Annotated in this window: 10 protein-coding genes; 4 read left to right on the top strand and 6 right to left on the bottom strand. The window is 48.4% G+C overall.

The features are described from left to right. Positions 1–493: 493 nt before the first annotated feature. Positions 494–5,731 carry a choice-of-anchor L domain-containing protein gene (locus tag QUA58_RS19590; protein WP_333395416.1) on the bottom strand — a complete coding sequence of 1,746 codons (5,238 nt, stop codon included), beginning with the start codon at positions 5,729–5,731 and terminating at the stop codon, positions 494–496. Between the two features lie 977 nt (positions 5,732–6,708). After that, positions 6,709–7,083: a type IV pilus biogenesis protein EbsA gene (gene ebsA, locus QUA58_RS19585; RefSeq protein ID WP_006634686.1), complete on the bottom strand. Its 375-nt coding sequence runs from the start codon at positions 7,081–7,083 to the stop codon at positions 6,709–6,711. A gap of 246 nt (positions 7,084–7,329) precedes the next feature. On the opposite strand from ebsA, the gene QUA58_RS19580 reads away from it, so the two are divergent. From QUA58_RS19580 to QUA58_RS19570, 3 genes are all read left to right on the top strand, one after another. Then, a complete protein-coding gene (locus QUA58_RS19580; protein ID WP_333395414.1) occupies positions 7,330–8,853 on the top strand; it encodes a glycosyltransferase family 2 protein in 1,524 nt (507 codons plus the stop codon). 505 nt (positions 8,854–9,358) lie between these two features. After that, positions 9,359–10,588: a succinate--CoA ligase subunit beta gene (locus QUA58_RS19575; protein WP_333395412.1), complete on the top strand. Its 1,230-nt coding sequence runs from the start codon at positions 9,359–9,361 to the stop codon at positions 10,586–10,588. Between the two features lie 83 nt (positions 10,589–10,671). Then, the gene (locus QUA58_RS19570) at positions 10,672–11,568 is read left to right on the top strand and encodes a CoA-binding protein (RefSeq protein ID WP_333395411.1); all 897 of its coding nucleotides are present in this window, start codon (positions 10,672–10,674) and stop codon (positions 11,566–11,568) included. A gap of 143 nt (positions 11,569–11,711) precedes the next feature. Here QUA58_RS19570 and QUA58_RS19565 read toward each other — a convergent pair whose 3' ends face one another. Next, complete coding sequence (locus QUA58_RS19565; RefSeq protein ID WP_333309951.1) at positions 11,712–12,413, bottom strand: alpha/beta hydrolase; 702 nt, start codon at positions 12,411–12,413, stop codon at positions 11,712–11,714. 288 nt (positions 12,414–12,701) lie between these two features. Between QUA58_RS19565 and hpsL the strand changes: the two genes are divergently transcribed. Beyond that, positions 12,702–14,366, top strand: a complete 1,665-nt coding sequence (gene hpsL / locus QUA58_RS19560; protein ID WP_333254723.1) for a hormogonium polysaccharide biosynthesis protein HpsL — start codon at positions 12,702–12,704, stop codon at positions 14,364–14,366. Between the two features lie 141 nt (positions 14,367–14,507). On the opposite strand, the gene QUA58_RS19555 is transcribed toward hpsL, so the two are convergent. The 3 genes from QUA58_RS19555 to QUA58_RS19545 all read right to left on the bottom strand — a co-directional run bounded on the left by QUA58_RS19555 (position 14,508) and on the right by QUA58_RS19545 (position 17,255). Next, complete coding sequence (locus QUA58_RS19555; protein WP_333254721.1) at positions 14,508–15,599, bottom strand: hypothetical protein; 1,092 nt, start codon at positions 15,597–15,599, stop codon at positions 14,508–14,510. Between the two features lie 340 nt (positions 15,600–15,939). Further along, the gene (locus QUA58_RS19550; RefSeq protein WP_333395409.1) at positions 15,940–16,386 is read right to left on the bottom strand and encodes a hypothetical protein; all 447 of its coding nucleotides are present in this window, start codon (positions 16,384–16,386) and stop codon (positions 15,940–15,942) included. Beyond that, complete coding sequence (locus tag QUA58_RS19545) at positions 16,383–17,255, bottom strand: ParA family protein (RefSeq protein WP_333395407.1); 873 nt, start codon at positions 17,253–17,255, stop codon at positions 16,383–16,385. The genes QUA58_RS19550 and QUA58_RS19545 overlap by 4 nt, the downstream gene beginning before the upstream one ends. Between the last annotated feature and the right edge of the window lie 356 nt (positions 17,256–17,611).

Genomic DNA, 17,611 nt, shown 5'->3' with positions numbered 1-17,611 from the left:
TTTCTATAAAATTAAAATAACGTAGTAGAAGTGGTGATTTCACTAGAAACACCTATTGAGAGGGCTTGGTGAAGTTTTTGTTTGGTATATAGCAATCATCGCATCCATCATTTGTGAATTTCTTACCCCCTCCCCTTCGTAAGGGAGGGTTGGGGTGGGGTAAAAAAAATAAGACTCATTGATGATTGCTATCATACAGGTATTTTGTAGGAATAAAGCCCGGTACTGGTCTATCATTTTTGCATATAATTGAAAATCGATAGGTGGTATTATTAGTTATTAATTATTAGTGCGATCGCCCGCGTTCAAACTGATCCGTGGCACTGCGAGCAATAAGCTGCTTAGGATCTGGCTTCTAGCTTCTAAACACATAAATTGTCGGGTGGCGTGGGCTGGCATTTCCGCAGCCTTTGGGCTGATTGCGATGCTAGCCCGATCGCAGTTCAAGGGCTGTAGATTGATTTTCGTTGGCCGGGCCTACAGCGCTTTCCTCTCAGCTACCGAGTCGCAAAATTTGAACGAAATCGGACGGCGCGATCGCACTTGCTTGCACCCCATTCAGAACAGCCAAGAGTTCCCCAGAGTTAGCAATTCTGATGAATGTGGTGGGACTTGCCTCTCGCCCGTCTGTGCCTTGGCTAATGCTCAGTTGAGTGAAAGTCAAACCGCCTGCTAAACTCAGCAAATCTTCACCTTTCCTGAAGTCGGAGATTACATCACTTCCTTGTGCGGGTGTCAAGACAAATAAGTCGCCTCCGCTGCCGCCTAGCAAAGTATCGCTGCCCTCATCGCCAATCAACACGTCGTCGCCAGCACCGCCGACCAAACTGTCACTGTCTTTGCCGCCCAAAATCGTATCGTTGCCAGCATCGCCGTTGATGGTATCACTGCCTTCATTGCCGAACAGCAGGTCATTGCCAGCACCGCCGCACACTTGGTCTTGACCGCCACCAACGCCGATCGGCAGGGGGCTGCCAATATCCCCATACACCGTGTCATCCCCATCGCCGCCGCAGATAGAGTCATTGCCTTGGTCGCCCAACAGCAAGTCGCTGCCCAAGTCGCCTACAACTACATCGTTGCTCTTGCCGCCGCGGGCAGTATCGTTGCCGTCACCGCCAGAAAGGGTATCAGAGGCATCCTGACCGCTGAGGTAGTCATTGCCCTTGGCACCCAATAACAAGTCGTTCCCGGCGCGATCGCGGTCAGATTCGCTGTTGGTGCCGCCGTAGAGGCTGTCGTTTCCCTCCTCACCCACAAGGGTGTCAGAACCGCGTCCGCCCCAGAGCAGGTCGTTATCTTTGCCCCCGAAACCAGCGTCGTTGCCCTGACCGCCGAACAGGGTGTCGTAGCCTGCTTGACCGTTGAGGTACTCGTCGCCGGGCCCGCCCAACAGCAAGTCGCGATCGACCTGTGGCCCAACAGGAATGTTGCTAATCAATCCGCCAAATAGGTTGTCGTTGCCTGCTTGACCGACAAGAACATCATCTCCAGCCAAACCGTTGATGCCATCACCGCCACTGCCGCCCGTGAGGAAGTCGTTTATATCCGTACCTACCAGGTTGTTTTCAACAAGATTGAAACCGTGAAGAGGACTGATCTCCGGTAAGCTAATTTGCGCGCAAATGCAATCTGGATCTTCAGGTTGTTGCGGGGTTGGAACGGGAGTTGTTTCCAGGATGGGGGTCGGCGCTGGGGTTGGTGTCGGCGCTGGGGTTGGTGTCGGCGCTGGGGTTGGTGCTGGTGTCGGCGCTGGAGTTGGGGCTGGTGTCGGCGCTGGTGTCGGCGTCGAGACGATAATTGTGGGCGAAAAGTTGATGACTGGTGCAGGTGTCGGTGCTGGTGTCGGCGTCGAGACGATAATTGTGGGCGAAAAGTTGATGACTGGCGCAGGTGTGGGGGGGGCGATGTCGTTGTCGGCGATGCTGACAGTGACGGGTGCGATCGCCACTGGCAAGTATTCGGCAGCGCTGTCGGCGGCAACGCTCGAAAGAATGAACCCGCTGTGCCCTCCTTCCACTATGCTGTCGTCGGTAGCTTTGACGGTGACAGTTTGCGGTGCATTCCAGTTCGCTGGAGTGAAAGTGATCGGAGCGATCGCATCTATTTGACTGCCCGCAGCGACATTGACGGTAACGTTAGCTGTCGGGGCTTTGGTCAGGACAATGCTGTAGCTGCCTGCTGCACCTCCTTCTGCTGCATTGGTGCTGTTAGGAGTGACGGCGATGCCGGGGGAGTCGTTGTCGATAATCAAGACATCAACTTTGGGGATGCCGATATTGTTGTAAGCCAAATCCGTGCTGGTAGCGCTGGAGGCGATCGTGCTCAGGTGCGTTCCTTCAATGGCGGAATCGTCAACTGCTTTGACAGCCGCAGTTTGTGGCAGGTTCCAGTTGTCAGAGGTGAAGGTGAAGGAGGCGATCGCTTCTATTTGACTGTCTGTCGTGAAGCTAACTTTAACGTCGCTTGAAGGCTGCCCGGTTAATACCGCGCTGTAACTGCCATTTGCACCGCCTTCTGCTGCATAAGTTGTTGTGGGAGAAATTTTGACCCCAGAGGTCGAGGTAGCTGTATCGTTGTCGGCAATGGTGACGCTGACGGGTGCGATCGCCACTGGCAAGTATTCGGCAGCGCTGCCTGCTGCCACGCTGTGATTGATCGTGCCGCTGTGGCTTGCTTCGACAACAGTGTCGTCGGTTGCTGTCACCGTTACTGTTTGTGGCACGTTCCAGTTAACCGGAGTGAAAACTAGCGGCGCGATCGCATCTATTTGACTGCCCCCAGCGAAATTGACGGTAACGTTAGCTGTCGGGGCTTTGGTAAGGACAATGCTGTAGCTGCCTGCTGCACCTCCTTCTGCTGCATTGGTGCTGTTAGGAGTGATGGCGATGCCGGGGGAGTCGTTATCGATAATCAACACATCGACTTTGGAAATGCCGATATTGTTGTAAGCCAAATCCGTGCTGGTAGCGCTGGAGGCGATCGTGCTCAGGTGCGTTCCTTCAATGGCGGAATCGTCAACTGCTTTGACAGCCGCAGTTTGTGGCAGGTTCCAGTTGTCAGAGGTGAAGGTGAAGGAGGCGATCGCTTCTATTTGACTGTCTGTCGTGAAGCTAACTTTAACGTCGCTTGAAGGCTGCCCGGTTAATACCGCGCTGTAACTGCCATTTGCACCGCCTTCTGCTGCATAAGTTGTTGTGGGAGAAATTTTGACCCCAGAGGTCGAGGTAGCTGTATCGTTGTCGGCAATGGTGACGCTGACGGGTGCGATCGCCACTGGCAAGTATTCGGCAGCGCTGCCTGCTGCCACGCTGTGATTGATCGTGCCGCTGTGGCTTGCTTCGACAACAGTGTCGTCGGTTGCTGTCACCGTTACTGTTTGTGGCACGTTCCAGTTAACCGGAGTGAAAACTAGCGGCGCGATCGCATCTATTTGACTGCCCGCAGCGACATTGACGGTAACGTTAGCTGTCGGTTGAGTGTTGAGGGAGACTTCGTAACTGCCTGTCGCGTCGCCTTCGGCAGCAGTCGTGCTCGCAGGAGTAATTGTGATGCTGGGCGTATTGGGAGTAGCGACATCGTTATCGGTGATGCTGACTGTTACCGGCGCGATCGCCACTGGCAGATATTCCGCCGCGCTATCGGCGGCGATGCTGTGGTCGATCGTGCCTGTGTGCAGCCCTTCGACTAAACTGTCGTCGGTAGCTTTCACCGTGACTATCTGCGGTAGGTTCCAGTTATCTGAGGTGAAAGTAAATGTGGAAATCGAATCGATTTGAATGCCCGTGTTGAAGTTGACATTAACAGGCGCAGTCGGTTTGCTAGTCAGCGCTACCTTGTAACTGCCTGTGGCGTCGGCTTCGGCAGCAGTCGTGCTAGCAGGAGTAGTTGTGACTCCGGCGGTATCGTTGTCGGTAATTTGGGGAACAACCGAGGCAGTAGCAATCAGGTTGTATTTCGCGTCTGTACTGGTGACTTGGTGGGCGATCGTACTGGAGTGCGTGCCTTGAGCCACACCATCGTCCACGGCTTGCACATTCACCAGTTGAGGCACGTTCCAGTTGTCGGGAGTAAATTTAAGAGCGATCGGGCTCCCGCCTCCAGTCCCCACGTCGCTTTGGGCATCAGGGGAGGCGGTGACAGTAACATCGGCTGCTGGCTGGGTGGTTAACACCGCTGTATAGTTATCGGTAGCGCCGCCTTCGCCGATTTTGGTGCTGCCGCCAGTTTCGGTAATTTTTACCTGTGGCGTGTCGTTGTCGGTAATGTTAGCGGTGAGGGTAGCAGCCACAGTACCATCAACGGTAATTGGAACCGCAGCACCGTCGTAATTGGGGTCTACACTACTGGCTGTGTGTGCGATCGCGCTAGTGTGAGGAGATGCTTCCGCTATTTGATCGTCCACTGCCTCGATCGTAACGGTTTGCGGCACATTCCAGTTGTTGGGGGTAAAATTCAGGGTGAGAGGGACACCAGTACCCGCTCCCAAGTCTGTCTGGGTATCAGGGTCAACAGTGACGATTACAAGGTCACTAGGCTGGCTTTGGAGTACGACTGTATATGTGTCTGAAGTACCGCCTTCTGCAACATCCGCGCCCGCTGTTGAGGTGATTATGATGCCTGCGGTGTCATTATCAGTGAGAATATCCAGATTGGCGGTGTTCTGAACAAAACCAATCCTAGCATTGGTGGGATTGGCTAAGGTCAGGGTGAGGTTTTCGGTGGGTTCAACTAAGCTATCATTATTGATCGGAACGGTGAGAGTAGCAGTGGTTTGATTGGTCAGAAAAGTGATAGTTTGGGTAGTGAAAGTAAAATCTATTCCGTCTCCCAAGGTAGCCCCGCCTGTAGCGCTGCCGTTGCTTAATTTTACGTCTACAGTGGACTTTCCCTGGGCTATGCCGGTGCGGTTGATGGTAATGTTTGCTTCAACTACTGTCCCATCTTCGTTGACGTAATAGTTGGGTTGAGAGAAATTGAAGACGGGAGGAGCGTAGATCAACACTGCCGAGTCCAAGCTCGAATCGCTAGTGTCAGCGATCGCTAATCTCAGCTTACTGCGGACATTTGGGATGACGAATACTTGTGGCGTTGATAGCACTTTTGTAAAACCATCCCAGGTTGTTTTAAAAATCTGTGGAGTCGACGTGTTGTCAACGTATAACGCTGGGTTTTGTGGTGGGAAATCGGGGGTTGGGGGGTTTGTGTTGGGGTTGCCGGCTTTGCCGTTATTAATATTGTTAACGGAAACAAGTTGCTTTTCAGTTCCCGGAATTGCGGAAATGAATACGTCATTTAGGTAAAAGCCAAATACATCGTTGAATTCTGTATTTACATACTCGTTATACTCCTCAGAAGCAAACACGTATTCCAAACTAAACTGGTTTTGCTTGGGTATAAACTCGAATTCGAGAACGGCAGCATCATTAGTAGTGGTCGAACTTGAGTTCGTATCCACAAGAAGCTGACTAAGAGCAGCATCCCCATCCTTAACATTAAACCCACCCAGGTCTATACTAGATTCGGGATTTGCGATATCTCCTGTGCTGAAAATAACACCTGCTTCAAGATTTAGGCCGTCGGAAATACCTCCCCCGAAACTGCCTGCGGCCCGATTATCACCCGTGTATTTCACACTACCAGGAACGACTGAGCCTGAGTCCCCAATAATAAATTGAGCGAGTTGGTCAGCAGTGATACCACTATTAAGATCATTAGTTATCAGAGCCATAATACACCTCTTGGAAAAATTGCTAGGTTTTCATTTGTAGCTACAATATCTTATATGTAGCGTTCTCTCTGTTATGCACTTACTCAAAATTATCTAGGAGTAATTACAATAAATGATATTGGGCGTTTTTCTACTTAAGTGTTTGCTAAATAGTTGCTAGAAGGAATTGCTATAACTTAATTCGGCTCGATCGCCACTTCCTTGCAAAATTTAAGCATGACAGTACGATCGCCCTAATGGCGGTTGAGAAATTGTCTCACAGCACCCATAAAAAAAATCAGGACTTATATTAAATCCATTCGGTCGCAAGATTACTTAAAATTCTTGCTGATGACACGTGGGATTATTTAATCTATTATCGTAGAAATTAACTCATCCTAATTTGGTTCTCATCCTCGCATATGTCAGTAATATTGCTGAGTTTTTTTACAAAAATTAATACATAGAAAAAGTTCGGAGTTTGGTGCGAAAAATGTGTCTTGCCTCACATTTTGCACCTATCCGAAATAGGTTTTTGCGCTTTTCCCACAACAAATACAGCAGTTTTCAATTGGATGAAATACAGGTAGGGACTCAGGCTTTACCTGAGTCCCTACGCGAAATCTGTATCACGCTCAACAGAAAACTGCGGTAGATTTACTTACTTTACCAATGGGGATAAGTGCTGGCTCCCAAAGGGATTATTGAGAATGATCCAAGAACTCACTTACTATTTCCACTTCTCAAATAGGGCTGGCGCACCAATCATGTAATATTGCCGTCGTGGCTTTACACTATTGATGCGCCAGTTATAGCGCCTGTCAATCGATTTTAGATTTTAGATTTTAGATTTTAGATTGAAGAAAGCGACCCCACTGATAAATCCGGGGGCTCGGGATTCGGAGCTTTTTTCTCGCTCCACGAATCAATCCGGGGGCCCCGGATTAAATTGCTTGATAGTCAATTGCGGACTTTTGGGAGTGCGGCTGCGGTGAAAGTTATTCATCCATTCGCATCAGCTTGCGGTAAAACGTTTTAGAAAAATCGACGGTACGAGTTCGCTGAAAAGTCAGGAGAACCTCAATTAAGCAACTAACAAACTCAGAGCTTTGCATAGTCACTTCGTAGCTGAGTTCAGCATTGCCGTCAAACAAAACCCGACAGCGGGTTAAATCGATCGGCAGCGACGAGATATTCCAACTAGCGACAAACGGCACGCTCTCCCCGCCGTCAATTTTTCTTGCCCCCTCCAAGCTTTTGAGCTTGTAGAGGCCAATAGCGTGCGGTAAAAACTTACGCCTGGGCTCTTGACAGAAAGGCGCGTAGACTTTCACTTCTTTGTCATCGGCTGGCTTGAGTTGAGGAATAGACATATTTCCACCTCAGACAATTATTACTAACAGATAGTTTAGATCCCCTGAAAAAACTAGCAGATATTCCTGGTCGATCGCAAGCAAAAGTCAACCCAAATACTCTATGCAGTGCCGGTTTACCAGGGCCGTACAAGCACCGAACCCGCTGGTTGTCCTCCCGTCCGCTTTCGACAAAAGCCCAGAAACTGATACAGTAGATGCTTATATCTAAAATCAAAAACTATTGGTGGTTGAATCAAGTAACCTATGCAGGAGAGTTCTTGGCCAGAAAACGACGCTCGCAGCGAGCTTAACTTGGACATCTCTGATTTAGCTCAAGAAGAGCTCAAGAGTTTGACCTCGCACTCGAAGCTCAGCAAAGTATTTGCTATACCAGACATTGGCGACAGGGTGTTTGACGCGGAAACAAAAGCAGAGCTCCCGGTGGCGGTGTCTGTGCCGGGAACTCCCTCTTTTCCTCAAAATCTGTACCGGGGACGCCGCGGAAAAGCCGCCGCAGTGCTGACTGCGATTTGGGCCGGCACGATCGCCCTGCACTTGATTTCTTGGGGTGCGTGGGTAGTGTGGGGGTTGACGGGACTGCTGTGGATGCAAGCATTTCGAGTTTTATTTGCTTCGCCCAAGCCCGCACTGCCGCCTCTTGCCGATGAAAGTCGAGAAGATTGGCCTTACGTGTCGCTGCTAGTGGCGGCGAAAAATGAGGAAGCGGTGATTGCCCGATTCGTAGAATCGATCTGCAATGTAGATTATCCGATCGACCGCTACGAAGTTTGGGCGATCGACGATCACAGCAGCGACGCCACGCCGCTAGTATTGGAACAGCTAACCAAAAAGTACCCCCAGCTCAAAATATTTCGCAGAGGAGCAAATGCCAGCGGCGGCAAGTCGGGAGCGCTGAATCAAGTGTTGCCGCTGACTCGCGGGGAATTTGTCGGCATATTTGACGCCGACGCGACGGTAACGCCGGATTTGCTGCGCCGGGTGCTGCCAGTGTTCGATGCAGAAAAGGTAGGGGCTGTGCAAGTCAGAAAAGCCATCGCCAATGCTTCGGTAAATTTGTGGACTCGTGGCCAAGAAGCAGAAATGGCTCTCGACAGTTTTTTCCAGCAGCAGCGGATTGCGATCGGCGGCATTGGAGAATTGCGCGGTAACGGCCAATTCATGCGTCGCACTGCCTTGGAAAGCTGCGGAGGCTGGAACGAGGAGACGATTACCGATGACCTGGATTTGACGGTGAGGCTGCACCTAGACCGATGGGACATTGAATTTCTCGCTTTTCCAGCCGTGTCAGAAGAAGGAGTCACTAACGCTCGCGCCCTGTGGCACCAGCGCAATCGCTGGGCAGAAGGTGGCTATCAGCGTTATCTTGACTACTGGCGGCTAATTGTTCGGAACCGCATGGGAACTGGGAAAACTTGGGATTTATTTGGATTTTGGGTATCTCAATATTTCTTGCCCACAGTAGCGCTACCCGATTTTGTGATGTCAATTGCCCTGCGCCGGATGCCGATCGCCAGTCCCCTAACTTTTATGACCCTTACATTGTCATTGGTGGGAATGTTTGTCGGTTTGCGCCGCACTCGCAAAGAGACCAAATTTGACGTAAGGCGAGTTTTTGTCACCTTGCTGCAAACGCTGCGGGGTACTGTGTATATGTTCCACTGGCTGCTGGTAGGGACTGTGACGGCTCGGATTGCGGTACGGCCTAAGCGGCTCAAATGGGTCAAAACCGTCCACCAAGGCGCTGCTAAGTTGACAGTTGACAGTTGACAGTTGACAGTTGACAGTTGACAGTTGACAGTTGACCGAAGGAAGATGGAAAAGGGAAGAAGTAATTAGTCATTAGGAAGAAGGGAGAAGACATACACGGCAAGCTTGAACGCGAGCCGTATTTGAGGTTTAATTAGGTGATTTACTTAGCATCAATTGATAATTAGCTAGCAGAAATATTTCGGAACAGTATTGTCAAAAGTCCGAAGATTTTAGAAAAAAAAAATCCATCAATTGATGACCAAATAGGTCTCAATCAGAGCCACAATAAAATTGGGCAATTCTCCGAGAAAACACTGCGAAACAGATGAGGTGATAAATCATCGGCGAGCGGTAATAACGAATAAGTAATCGGCAATACAAAAGTCTAAAATTAAAAGATAAAAGGTATAATTTTTAATTTTTAACTTTTAACTTGACAAAAAACCAATTACTATCTATTAATTATGAATTGCCAATTAGGACGAATTGCTTGTTGCCAACTACCCGTCACCCGTAATTGATAATGGATTTGTTAGAGTACCAAGCTAAATCTTTATTTCGCCAGATGGCAATTCCGATTTTGCCGTCGCAGCGGATTGACAATCCCGCCGACCTCAAAGGACTGAAAATTCCTTACCCCGTTGTACTCAAATCGCAAGTGCGGGCTGGGGGACGGGGCAGGGCGGGCGGTATCAAGTTTGTGGAAAATACGATCGATGCAGTAGCAGCCGCTCAAACAATTTTTAATTTGCCGATCGAGGATGAATATCCCCAAGTCCTGCTGGCAGAAGCAAAGTACAACGCTGACCAAGAATTGTACTTAGCGGTACTCCTAGACCCCGTAGCCCGCCGCCCGGTGCTTCTGGGTTCGAGACAAGGAGGTATGGATGTCGAAGGGTCGATCGATCAAATGCAGCAAGTTGCCGTAGATCAAGAATTTTCCCCATTCTATGCGAGGCGTCTTACGCTGAAAATGGGATTGCAGGGAGACTTGATTCAATCGGTGAGTACCATTGTCGAAAAAATGTATCGGCTGTTTGTCGAAAAAGATTTAGATTTAGTAGAAATCAATCCTCTCGGCATCAGTCCGACGGGAGAGGTCATGGCTTTAGACGGTAAAGTCACCGCCAACGACGATGCCTTGGGGCGACATCCAGATTTGGCCACACTCTCAGGGAAGAGGCAAAGCAGCGGGTTGGCACGGGAAAGGAGAAGTCCCCATGCTGGGGGCGATCGCCCCCATTCCCAGTCCAAGGTTCAGCAGTCGCCGGAGTTTGACCCCAAATCTAAATCCCCAATCTCGAATTCGGAATCCCTGCAATTAATCGAACTAGACGGGAATATCGCGATTTTGTGCAACGGAGTGGGCCTGACAATGGCAACTCTAGATGCTGTAACCCACCAAGGAGGAAAACCAGCTAATTTTGTGAATATTGGTTCCCTAGACCGCTACGATGCAGCCAATGCCCTGCGCGATCGCGCGGAGTTGGGTCTGGAGTTAGTCGCTCAGGATAAACACGTTAAGGTGATACTTGTAAATATTTTGGGCAGCGCCTCCAAAAGCGAGGAAATAATCGCTGCAGTAGCCGGCTATTTGGAACGGAAAGCTCGCGCTAACCGCCACATCCAAGTTGTGCTGCGGCTGGTAGAGATCGATGCTGATGCTGTTAAAAAGCGTTTGGGACAGTTGCCTGTGCAGCTAGCTAGCACTTTGGATGAGGCCGCGGCCGCTTCTGTATCCTCCGCCAAGTAGGGGCAGTCGATCGGCAAAAAACGAGATTTCTGTACAGATGAAGGCCTTCTGCTTTTTACAGATCGAGTGTCAAGTGGGAAAAAATGAATTTAACTCCTGAAAGCAAAGTCCTAGTACAGGGCATTACAGAATCTCCCGCGTCCACCCGCGCCGCCCTGATGATGAAAGCATACGGCACTAATGTAGTCGCCGGTGTTAGTCCCGGTCGGGGGGGGCTGGAAGTGGAGGGAATTCCGGTTTTTGATTTGGTAGAACAAGCAGTGGCGGCAGTGGGTCACGTTGACACTGCGGTAATTTTTGTAGACGCTTACTCGGTGCTGGATGCGGCTCTAGAAGCGATCGCGGCAGGAATTCGGCAAATCGCGATCGTTACTGGGGGAGTGCCTCCTCTGGATATGGTGCGCTTAGTCAGAAAAGCAGAGGCCACCGAAACTTTGGTAATCGGGCCCAACAGTCCGGGGATTATTGTGCCCGACAAACTGCTGCTGGGAACTCACCCCAAGGAATTTTACACTCCCGGCCCGGTGGGAGTGATCAGTCGCAGCAGCACTTTGACTTACGAAGTTGCCCTAGAACTAACGGAGGCTGGGTTGGGACAGTCGATGGCGGTTTGTATTGGCTGCGACGCGATTGTCGGTTCTTCTTTTATGCAGTGGCTGCAACTTTTGGACGAAGACGACAGTACCGAAGCGATGGTTTTGGTAGGGGAAGTTGGCGGGTGGAGTGAACAAGCTGCTGCTTCTTACATCGCTTCGGCGATCGACAAACCCGTGGTTGCTTATCTGGCCGGCCGCTACGCTCCCAAGGGGCCGTCTTTGGGCCACGCCGGCATCCTGATCAGTTCTCGGGCGGCTGCCCAGAAAGCCTTTGGAGTTACGGCCCCAAACAAAATGGCTGCCTTTGAAGAGGCGGACATACCTGTGGCGGCTCGACCTTCAGAGATTCCTAAGTTGCTCAAAAAATTGCTCAAGAAAAATTGATTGCTTTGGGAGTTTTCACAAAAGTCCTAACCCTCTTGGGGGTTGGGATAGGGGTAGTGCGGGGGCGGGTTGGGTCTCAAAAGTGTCTGCAGAATGCCACAACAGCCGCTTCAACCCGCCTTGAGGACACATGTATGATTTTTTTACCAAAGCCCTCTGATCGGCGTCACAGGCTGCGGTGCGGGCGCTGGCAATGGGGCGGCGCGGCGCGGCGCTGGAGGCGGAGTTGTTGGCTGCACGCTGCGACGAGGTTCGATCGGACTTTCGGTGCGAGTTGTTTCAGTTGTGCGAGTTGTCGATCGCGTCACATCTTCAAGCAGGCTTCGCAGAGTTCCAGCTATACTCTGAACTTTCCCAACAGCGGTGCGAAGGCTGGCAACATCTACGTAAACCTCGTTGAGAGGATACTTTTTCAGGATTTCCAGCAGCGATACCTTACCGTCATCCCCGGATGCCAGGATCACTGCTGCCCGCAGAGCTTTCCCGCTTTCTGTGCGGCGCTGAGTCCGAATTGCTTGACCGATGTCGTCAGTGATTTTTTCTCCTGGGGTGCTGTAAACCACCCTAGCCAGATTAGCAGGCTTTAAACCAATTTCTAAACCCATGAACCCCCGCAGTATTTGCGCGTCCATTTTGGAGACCCGGATAATTTGTTGGAGGGTTGGCGTCGTCGTGCCGTTTTTAGCAAATTCTTCTAAGTCGCTGATATTGATGGCTTGTCTGATCGGGCCAAATGTGAGGACAACTTTTTCGGCCCCTAATGCTCTACTGCTGCTAGATAATATGCTCGCGCTTGCTCCTAAAACTAGGGCAATGCCGATCGATACAAATTTTGTTAATTTCATATTCACCGCTACATTAAAATTATTTTTTCGAGATTTGTACATTTTTGTACATTATAGATGCAGCAGTTATATTCTACAAGGTAGCCCGTGTAATTTGTGCCCGCGTCACACCCACAATCTCGATCGAGACTTTTTCTGATCTTGACTTTAAAAATAAGTAACCGCATCTGCCGAAATATTTTTGCTTCTCTTCATTCGGCCTTCTACCTTCTACCTTCTACCTTCTACATCTCTAGCCTTCTACATCTGAGTGCCTTCAGCCTTCTACATAAGTGCCTTCTAGAAGTTATGTTGAAAACCAAGCGCAAATCCAAGAAATCCAAACACAAGCATAGCGAAAAAACAACAGCGATCGCCAAAAAAGAAGTAGCTGCACAAAAACGCAAAACTTCACAAAAGCGCAATGAATTAGTGCAGGCGATCGCCATAAGCTGCTTAGTCAGCCTTACTGCCAGCATCCTCCTGTTGTTCGTAGCCGGCCCTAAGATTGCTATTGCAGGAGGCGCAGCCTTAGCCATCTTGCTGCTTTCCTACAAATACCCCCGTCAAGCTTTATGGACTTTTCTAATTTACCTGCCTTTTAGCGGTACAATTACTTATGCAATTGGCGGAGGTAATGCTGCATTTCAAGTAGCCAAAGATGCTTTCTACATACCAGCCCTCATCGCCCTAATTCAAAGCTGCAAAAAGAAACAGTTGCCCCTGTTCATTCCCAAACCAATGCTTTCTACCTTCAGCATCCTGTTGATGATGGCAATCCTGACTTTAATTTTTGTGAACGGGGAGATGCAGCTCAACCCTAGGGCGGGCGACAAACCAATTCTGCAAGGAATTCTCGGATTAAAAGTATTGATAGGTTACATACCGCTGATTGCTTGTACCTATTATCTGATCCGCACTAAGAAGGATTTAGTATTTTTTAGTCGAATGCACATCGTTTTGGCGATCGTTTGCTGCCTTCTAGGTTTGATTCAGTACCTGTTGCTGCAAAGTGGAAAGTGTGCGGGTACCCGAGGAATGATCGGAAACGACTTATATAAAGCAACGCTGCAAGCTAGATGTTTTGTCGGCGGTTCTTTAGTGTTCAGTCCAGAAGTCAAGTTGATCCGCTTGCCTGGAACTTTTGTAGCGCCTTGGCAGTGGGCTTGGTTTTTAATTTCTAATGCTTTTTTAACCTTTGCCTCTGCTTTTTGTGACCCTTCATTTTGGTGGCGAGTTATCGGTTTATTGGGCATGGCATTAGTATTTGCTAATGCAGTTATTTCTGGTCAAAGAGCTGCTTTAGTTATGGTTCCAGTGGCCACGGCTATCCTGCTAATTCTCACTGGTCAATTAGTTAATTTCAAACGATTTATTCCCATCGGTGCAGGACTGGCAATTCTGCTGTTTGCAGGTGCAGCAATTAACCCGGGAATTGTCGAGCAGCGGTGGGAGAGTTTTGTTAGTCGCTGGAATGCTGCACCGCCCCAGCAGTTTCTCTTTAATCAGTTCGAGCAGAGCAACAATTTTATCATTGACAAACCTCTCGGTAGAGGTGTGGGACGAGCCACTAATTCAACGCGAATATTTGGTGCCACGCAGCTAATTGAAACTTTCCAACCTAAGTTGATATACGAACTAGGTTATCCGGGAATGATTAGTTTTCAGATCATGCTTTTACACTTAGCTTTTCTAACTTTTAGAGCTTACCGATCAGTCAAGGACAAAAGTTTGCGGAGTTACGGAGCTAGTTTTTGGGTGTTTGTTGCATTTATTACGATCAATACTCAATACTATCCGCTGGATGTAGATCCAGTGTCCGTGTATTATTGGGTATTAGCTGGGGCGATTTTAAAGTTGCCCAAAATTGATAAACAGGTGCAGGATGAAAAACACCAGGAAGTTGAGTCAAATGAATTGCAACTTCACCAGCCATTAAAGGAGAAAAAAATTATTGCATCTTCCCCAATTTGAGAAGAGTTTTGAGTGTTGAGTTTGGTGGATTCTTTGTTGTTCAGTAACCCGCTTTCGCTCCAAGGCGGTGCAAAGATAGCCCGCCGTTCTGGATTTCTTTGTGCTAAAGCCCACCCCTACAGCATATTTTGGCTCTTAACTTTACTGCGGTTGCCAAACCGGATCGCTAGCATTCAAATCTTTGTCATTTGTTAATTTAGTCAATCCAGAACCGTCCCAATTAATTACATATAAGTTGCTTTTATCGCCTTGGATTTCATTAAAAGCAAAAGCAATTTGCTGGCTGTCAGAAGACCAAGCTAATTCAAAAATTCCAGACAGTTCTAGCCGAGGAGCTAGTTGATGTAGCTGGCGACCCTTAGCATTGATTGTGTATAGTTTTTGATTGTTGAAGTCTCCGGCGAGGAAGGCAATAAGTTGGCCATCCGGCGACCAGGAAAGTGTATCGTAGTTTCCGGGTTTTTGGGTGAGGTTCTGGGCGGTTCCCCGGTTAATGTCGATCGCATAAATATCCTGCTTTTCCCCGCTCAAATCGCCCGCTTTGCCATGATAGTGAGCAATGCGGCTGCTGTCGGGTGACCAAAATAGTTTGACGTTGTAAACCTCATTTTGCGGGTTGTTAGTCAAATTTTTAAGGTTTGTGCCGCCTGCATTAATCGTGTAAATTTGCTGTTTGGGATAGGTGCCGGAGAAAAAAGCGATTTTTGTGCGATCGGGCGACCAAACAAGTTCCATACCGCCGGATGTATACTCGCCGGGACTTTGAGTGAGTTTGGTCAGGCCCGAACCGTCGGAATTCATTTTGTAGATATTTTTATCCTTGATAAATGCTACCTGCTGGCCGTCGGGTGAAATATAAAATTCCGATGAAATTTCAGTTTTAGCCGGTCGTCCTCCTAATTCCCAATTCCGAACTAATTTAGTTCCTTTAATACCCGAAGTGTCGCTCGTATAAAGTGATTGACTGCCGGGAGAATCTGAGGTAAAACCGTCGCAAGAACGGGCAAAAACAAGTTTTTGGCTGTTGGAAAACCAAACTATTTCAAAATTAGTTGCTTTGCAAGATTCCCCAGCAAACTGTTTAGTTAGCCCGGAACCGTCAGCCTTGACTGTATAAATGTCAGTGTCTCCGCTGACGAAAGCCAGCCGATCGCCATTGGGCGACCAAACTAGCGTGTAGCTAACATCTATATTGGGTGCAAGTTGGCGGCGGGCCCCGTTAGTATTGACCATAAATAAATTGTTTCTAACCTCGCTGCCGCGCCTCTGGAGGGCGGCAAACGCTAGAATCCTTGGTTTTTGGGCTGCGGGTGATCCGGGGCTGTGAAGGCTCAAAAACAAGCTGAATAAGAGTGTTAGGGAGATAAGGGCGATCGGCCTAATTCGCAATAATTTATGCAAACGCATTTTGTCAATATCATCTCCTTACTTTTAAATCTTCACAGTCTTCAGTCCTCATATCCCCGACTTCTTAAAGTGCTGGGGGGATATGGCAAATTCTAACTCCAAACTATTACCAATGCCGAATTGGCAGCAATGCCCCATTCCCAATGCCCCATTCCCAATGCCCCATTCACAGTGTTTGTCGATCGATATGTCGCGACAGCATCAAACTCTGTTTAATTCTACCAATAATTAGCTCAAACATTTTTTTTCGAGATGGATTCTTGCTACTCGGTGGCATCCCCAACTCGCAACACATCAAATTCAAGTCATTTGCACTCATTGCCAATAACTTTTGCCTCACCTCTTCTTCATTACCATTCTTAGCTTGTAAACGCAGTTCTTCATAAACTTCTAGAACATTGGCAGCCGATAAATTAGCACGTTTATTAACATCAGCACCCCTGGGAATATCCGAAGTTTTTGAGCCAGCAGAAATCACTACCCGCTTGACTTGAGTCTCAAGCCGGGTTAATTTTCGAGCAACGTCCCGCAAGATTTCCTTAAGTTCGCCAATTTCCTCAACTAACCCCCCGCTTTCTTGTTCGGAAGCAGCCAAAATTTCTTTTTTACTCATTTCAGATACTCCTCACACTCGCGCCATAGTTTTTCAAATTCTCTAACTAATTCTCGCGGCAGTTCTCCCTCATTAATCGCCCGTTTTAGCCCCACGCTTTCCCGAATCGTCGATTCCAAAAATCTAACTTCTATGTTATTGTCTTTGGATATCTCAGCGCAAAGTCTCTTGACTTCTCTCATGTAAAACTGAACTTCATTTGTTAGCAATCCTCCATAGGTTTTAGCTTTATTCATAAACACTGCTATCTTGGGAAACGGATAAGGTTCAATCCGTTTTTGGAGAGAGTTTAAGACTAAACTCAATCCCCTAGAACCAAAATAATCAGGATTGACGGGAATTAATATTAAGTCGCAGCAAGAGAGTACGCTATAGGTGAGGAGACTGAAGGAAGGCGAACAGTCAAAAAGCATCAAGTCGTATTTGGGGAGATTGGGAGAGTTGGCGATTTTGCCGATGAATCGGCGGATGAAGTCTTTAACACTTTTTCCCTCAAATCCATCGATATCCAACCAATACAATTCTTCAACTGAAGGGACAAAATGCAACTGTTCGTCAATCTGATAAATGGTGTCGAAACCAACTGGAAATTTAAAGTTCTGTCCGGCTTTTTTAAAGACTTCGAGGGCGTCGTAAATTGTGAGTCTGTGCTTGAGAGATTTTTCGTACCACTTACCAAACTTGTCATCTAAATGACCTGTATTTTCGTTAAGTCCGATCGCCTCTGTGAGCGACATTTGCGGGTCTAGGTCTAACATCAAGACTTCTAAGTCTGTTCCTTGGGATATAATATTTCCCAGACTCCAAGTGACGGTGGTCTTTCCGACTCCGCCTTTGAAGTTGATTACCGCTATTGATTTTGGACTCATGGCTGGCTTTGTTTGGATTTTGCTTAATTTTTTATTAAAACATATTGTGTGACTTTGTTCAGCGCGCGATCGGCTCCATGTGTCAACTGACCTGAAAGGGAGACTCGGAGCGAGAAATTAATAATAAAATAAACACGAGATGATGTCAAATCAAGGTTTGTAGTTGGGCGGCAGCGCCTTGAACTCAACTACAAACCTAAAAATCCCTTAATTACTCTGATAGTGAAATCAACTTTTAGGGTGCGTCAGACGAAGTTCGAGATATCTTATGGAGGGTGTAGGATGCGGGGGCACCTTACTAATTGTGACACAGGTTTTAGTCCTAGTACACTCGCAAAAGCGGAACGACATTGTTC

The organism is Microcoleus sp. N9_A1, from assembly GCF_036701795.1.
Lineage (GTDB): Bacteria > Cyanobacteriota > Cyanobacteriia > Cyanobacteriales > Microcoleaceae > Microcoleus.
Note: the sequence above shows the minus strand (reverse complement) of the source record. Positions and strands in the feature narration are given on the sequence as shown.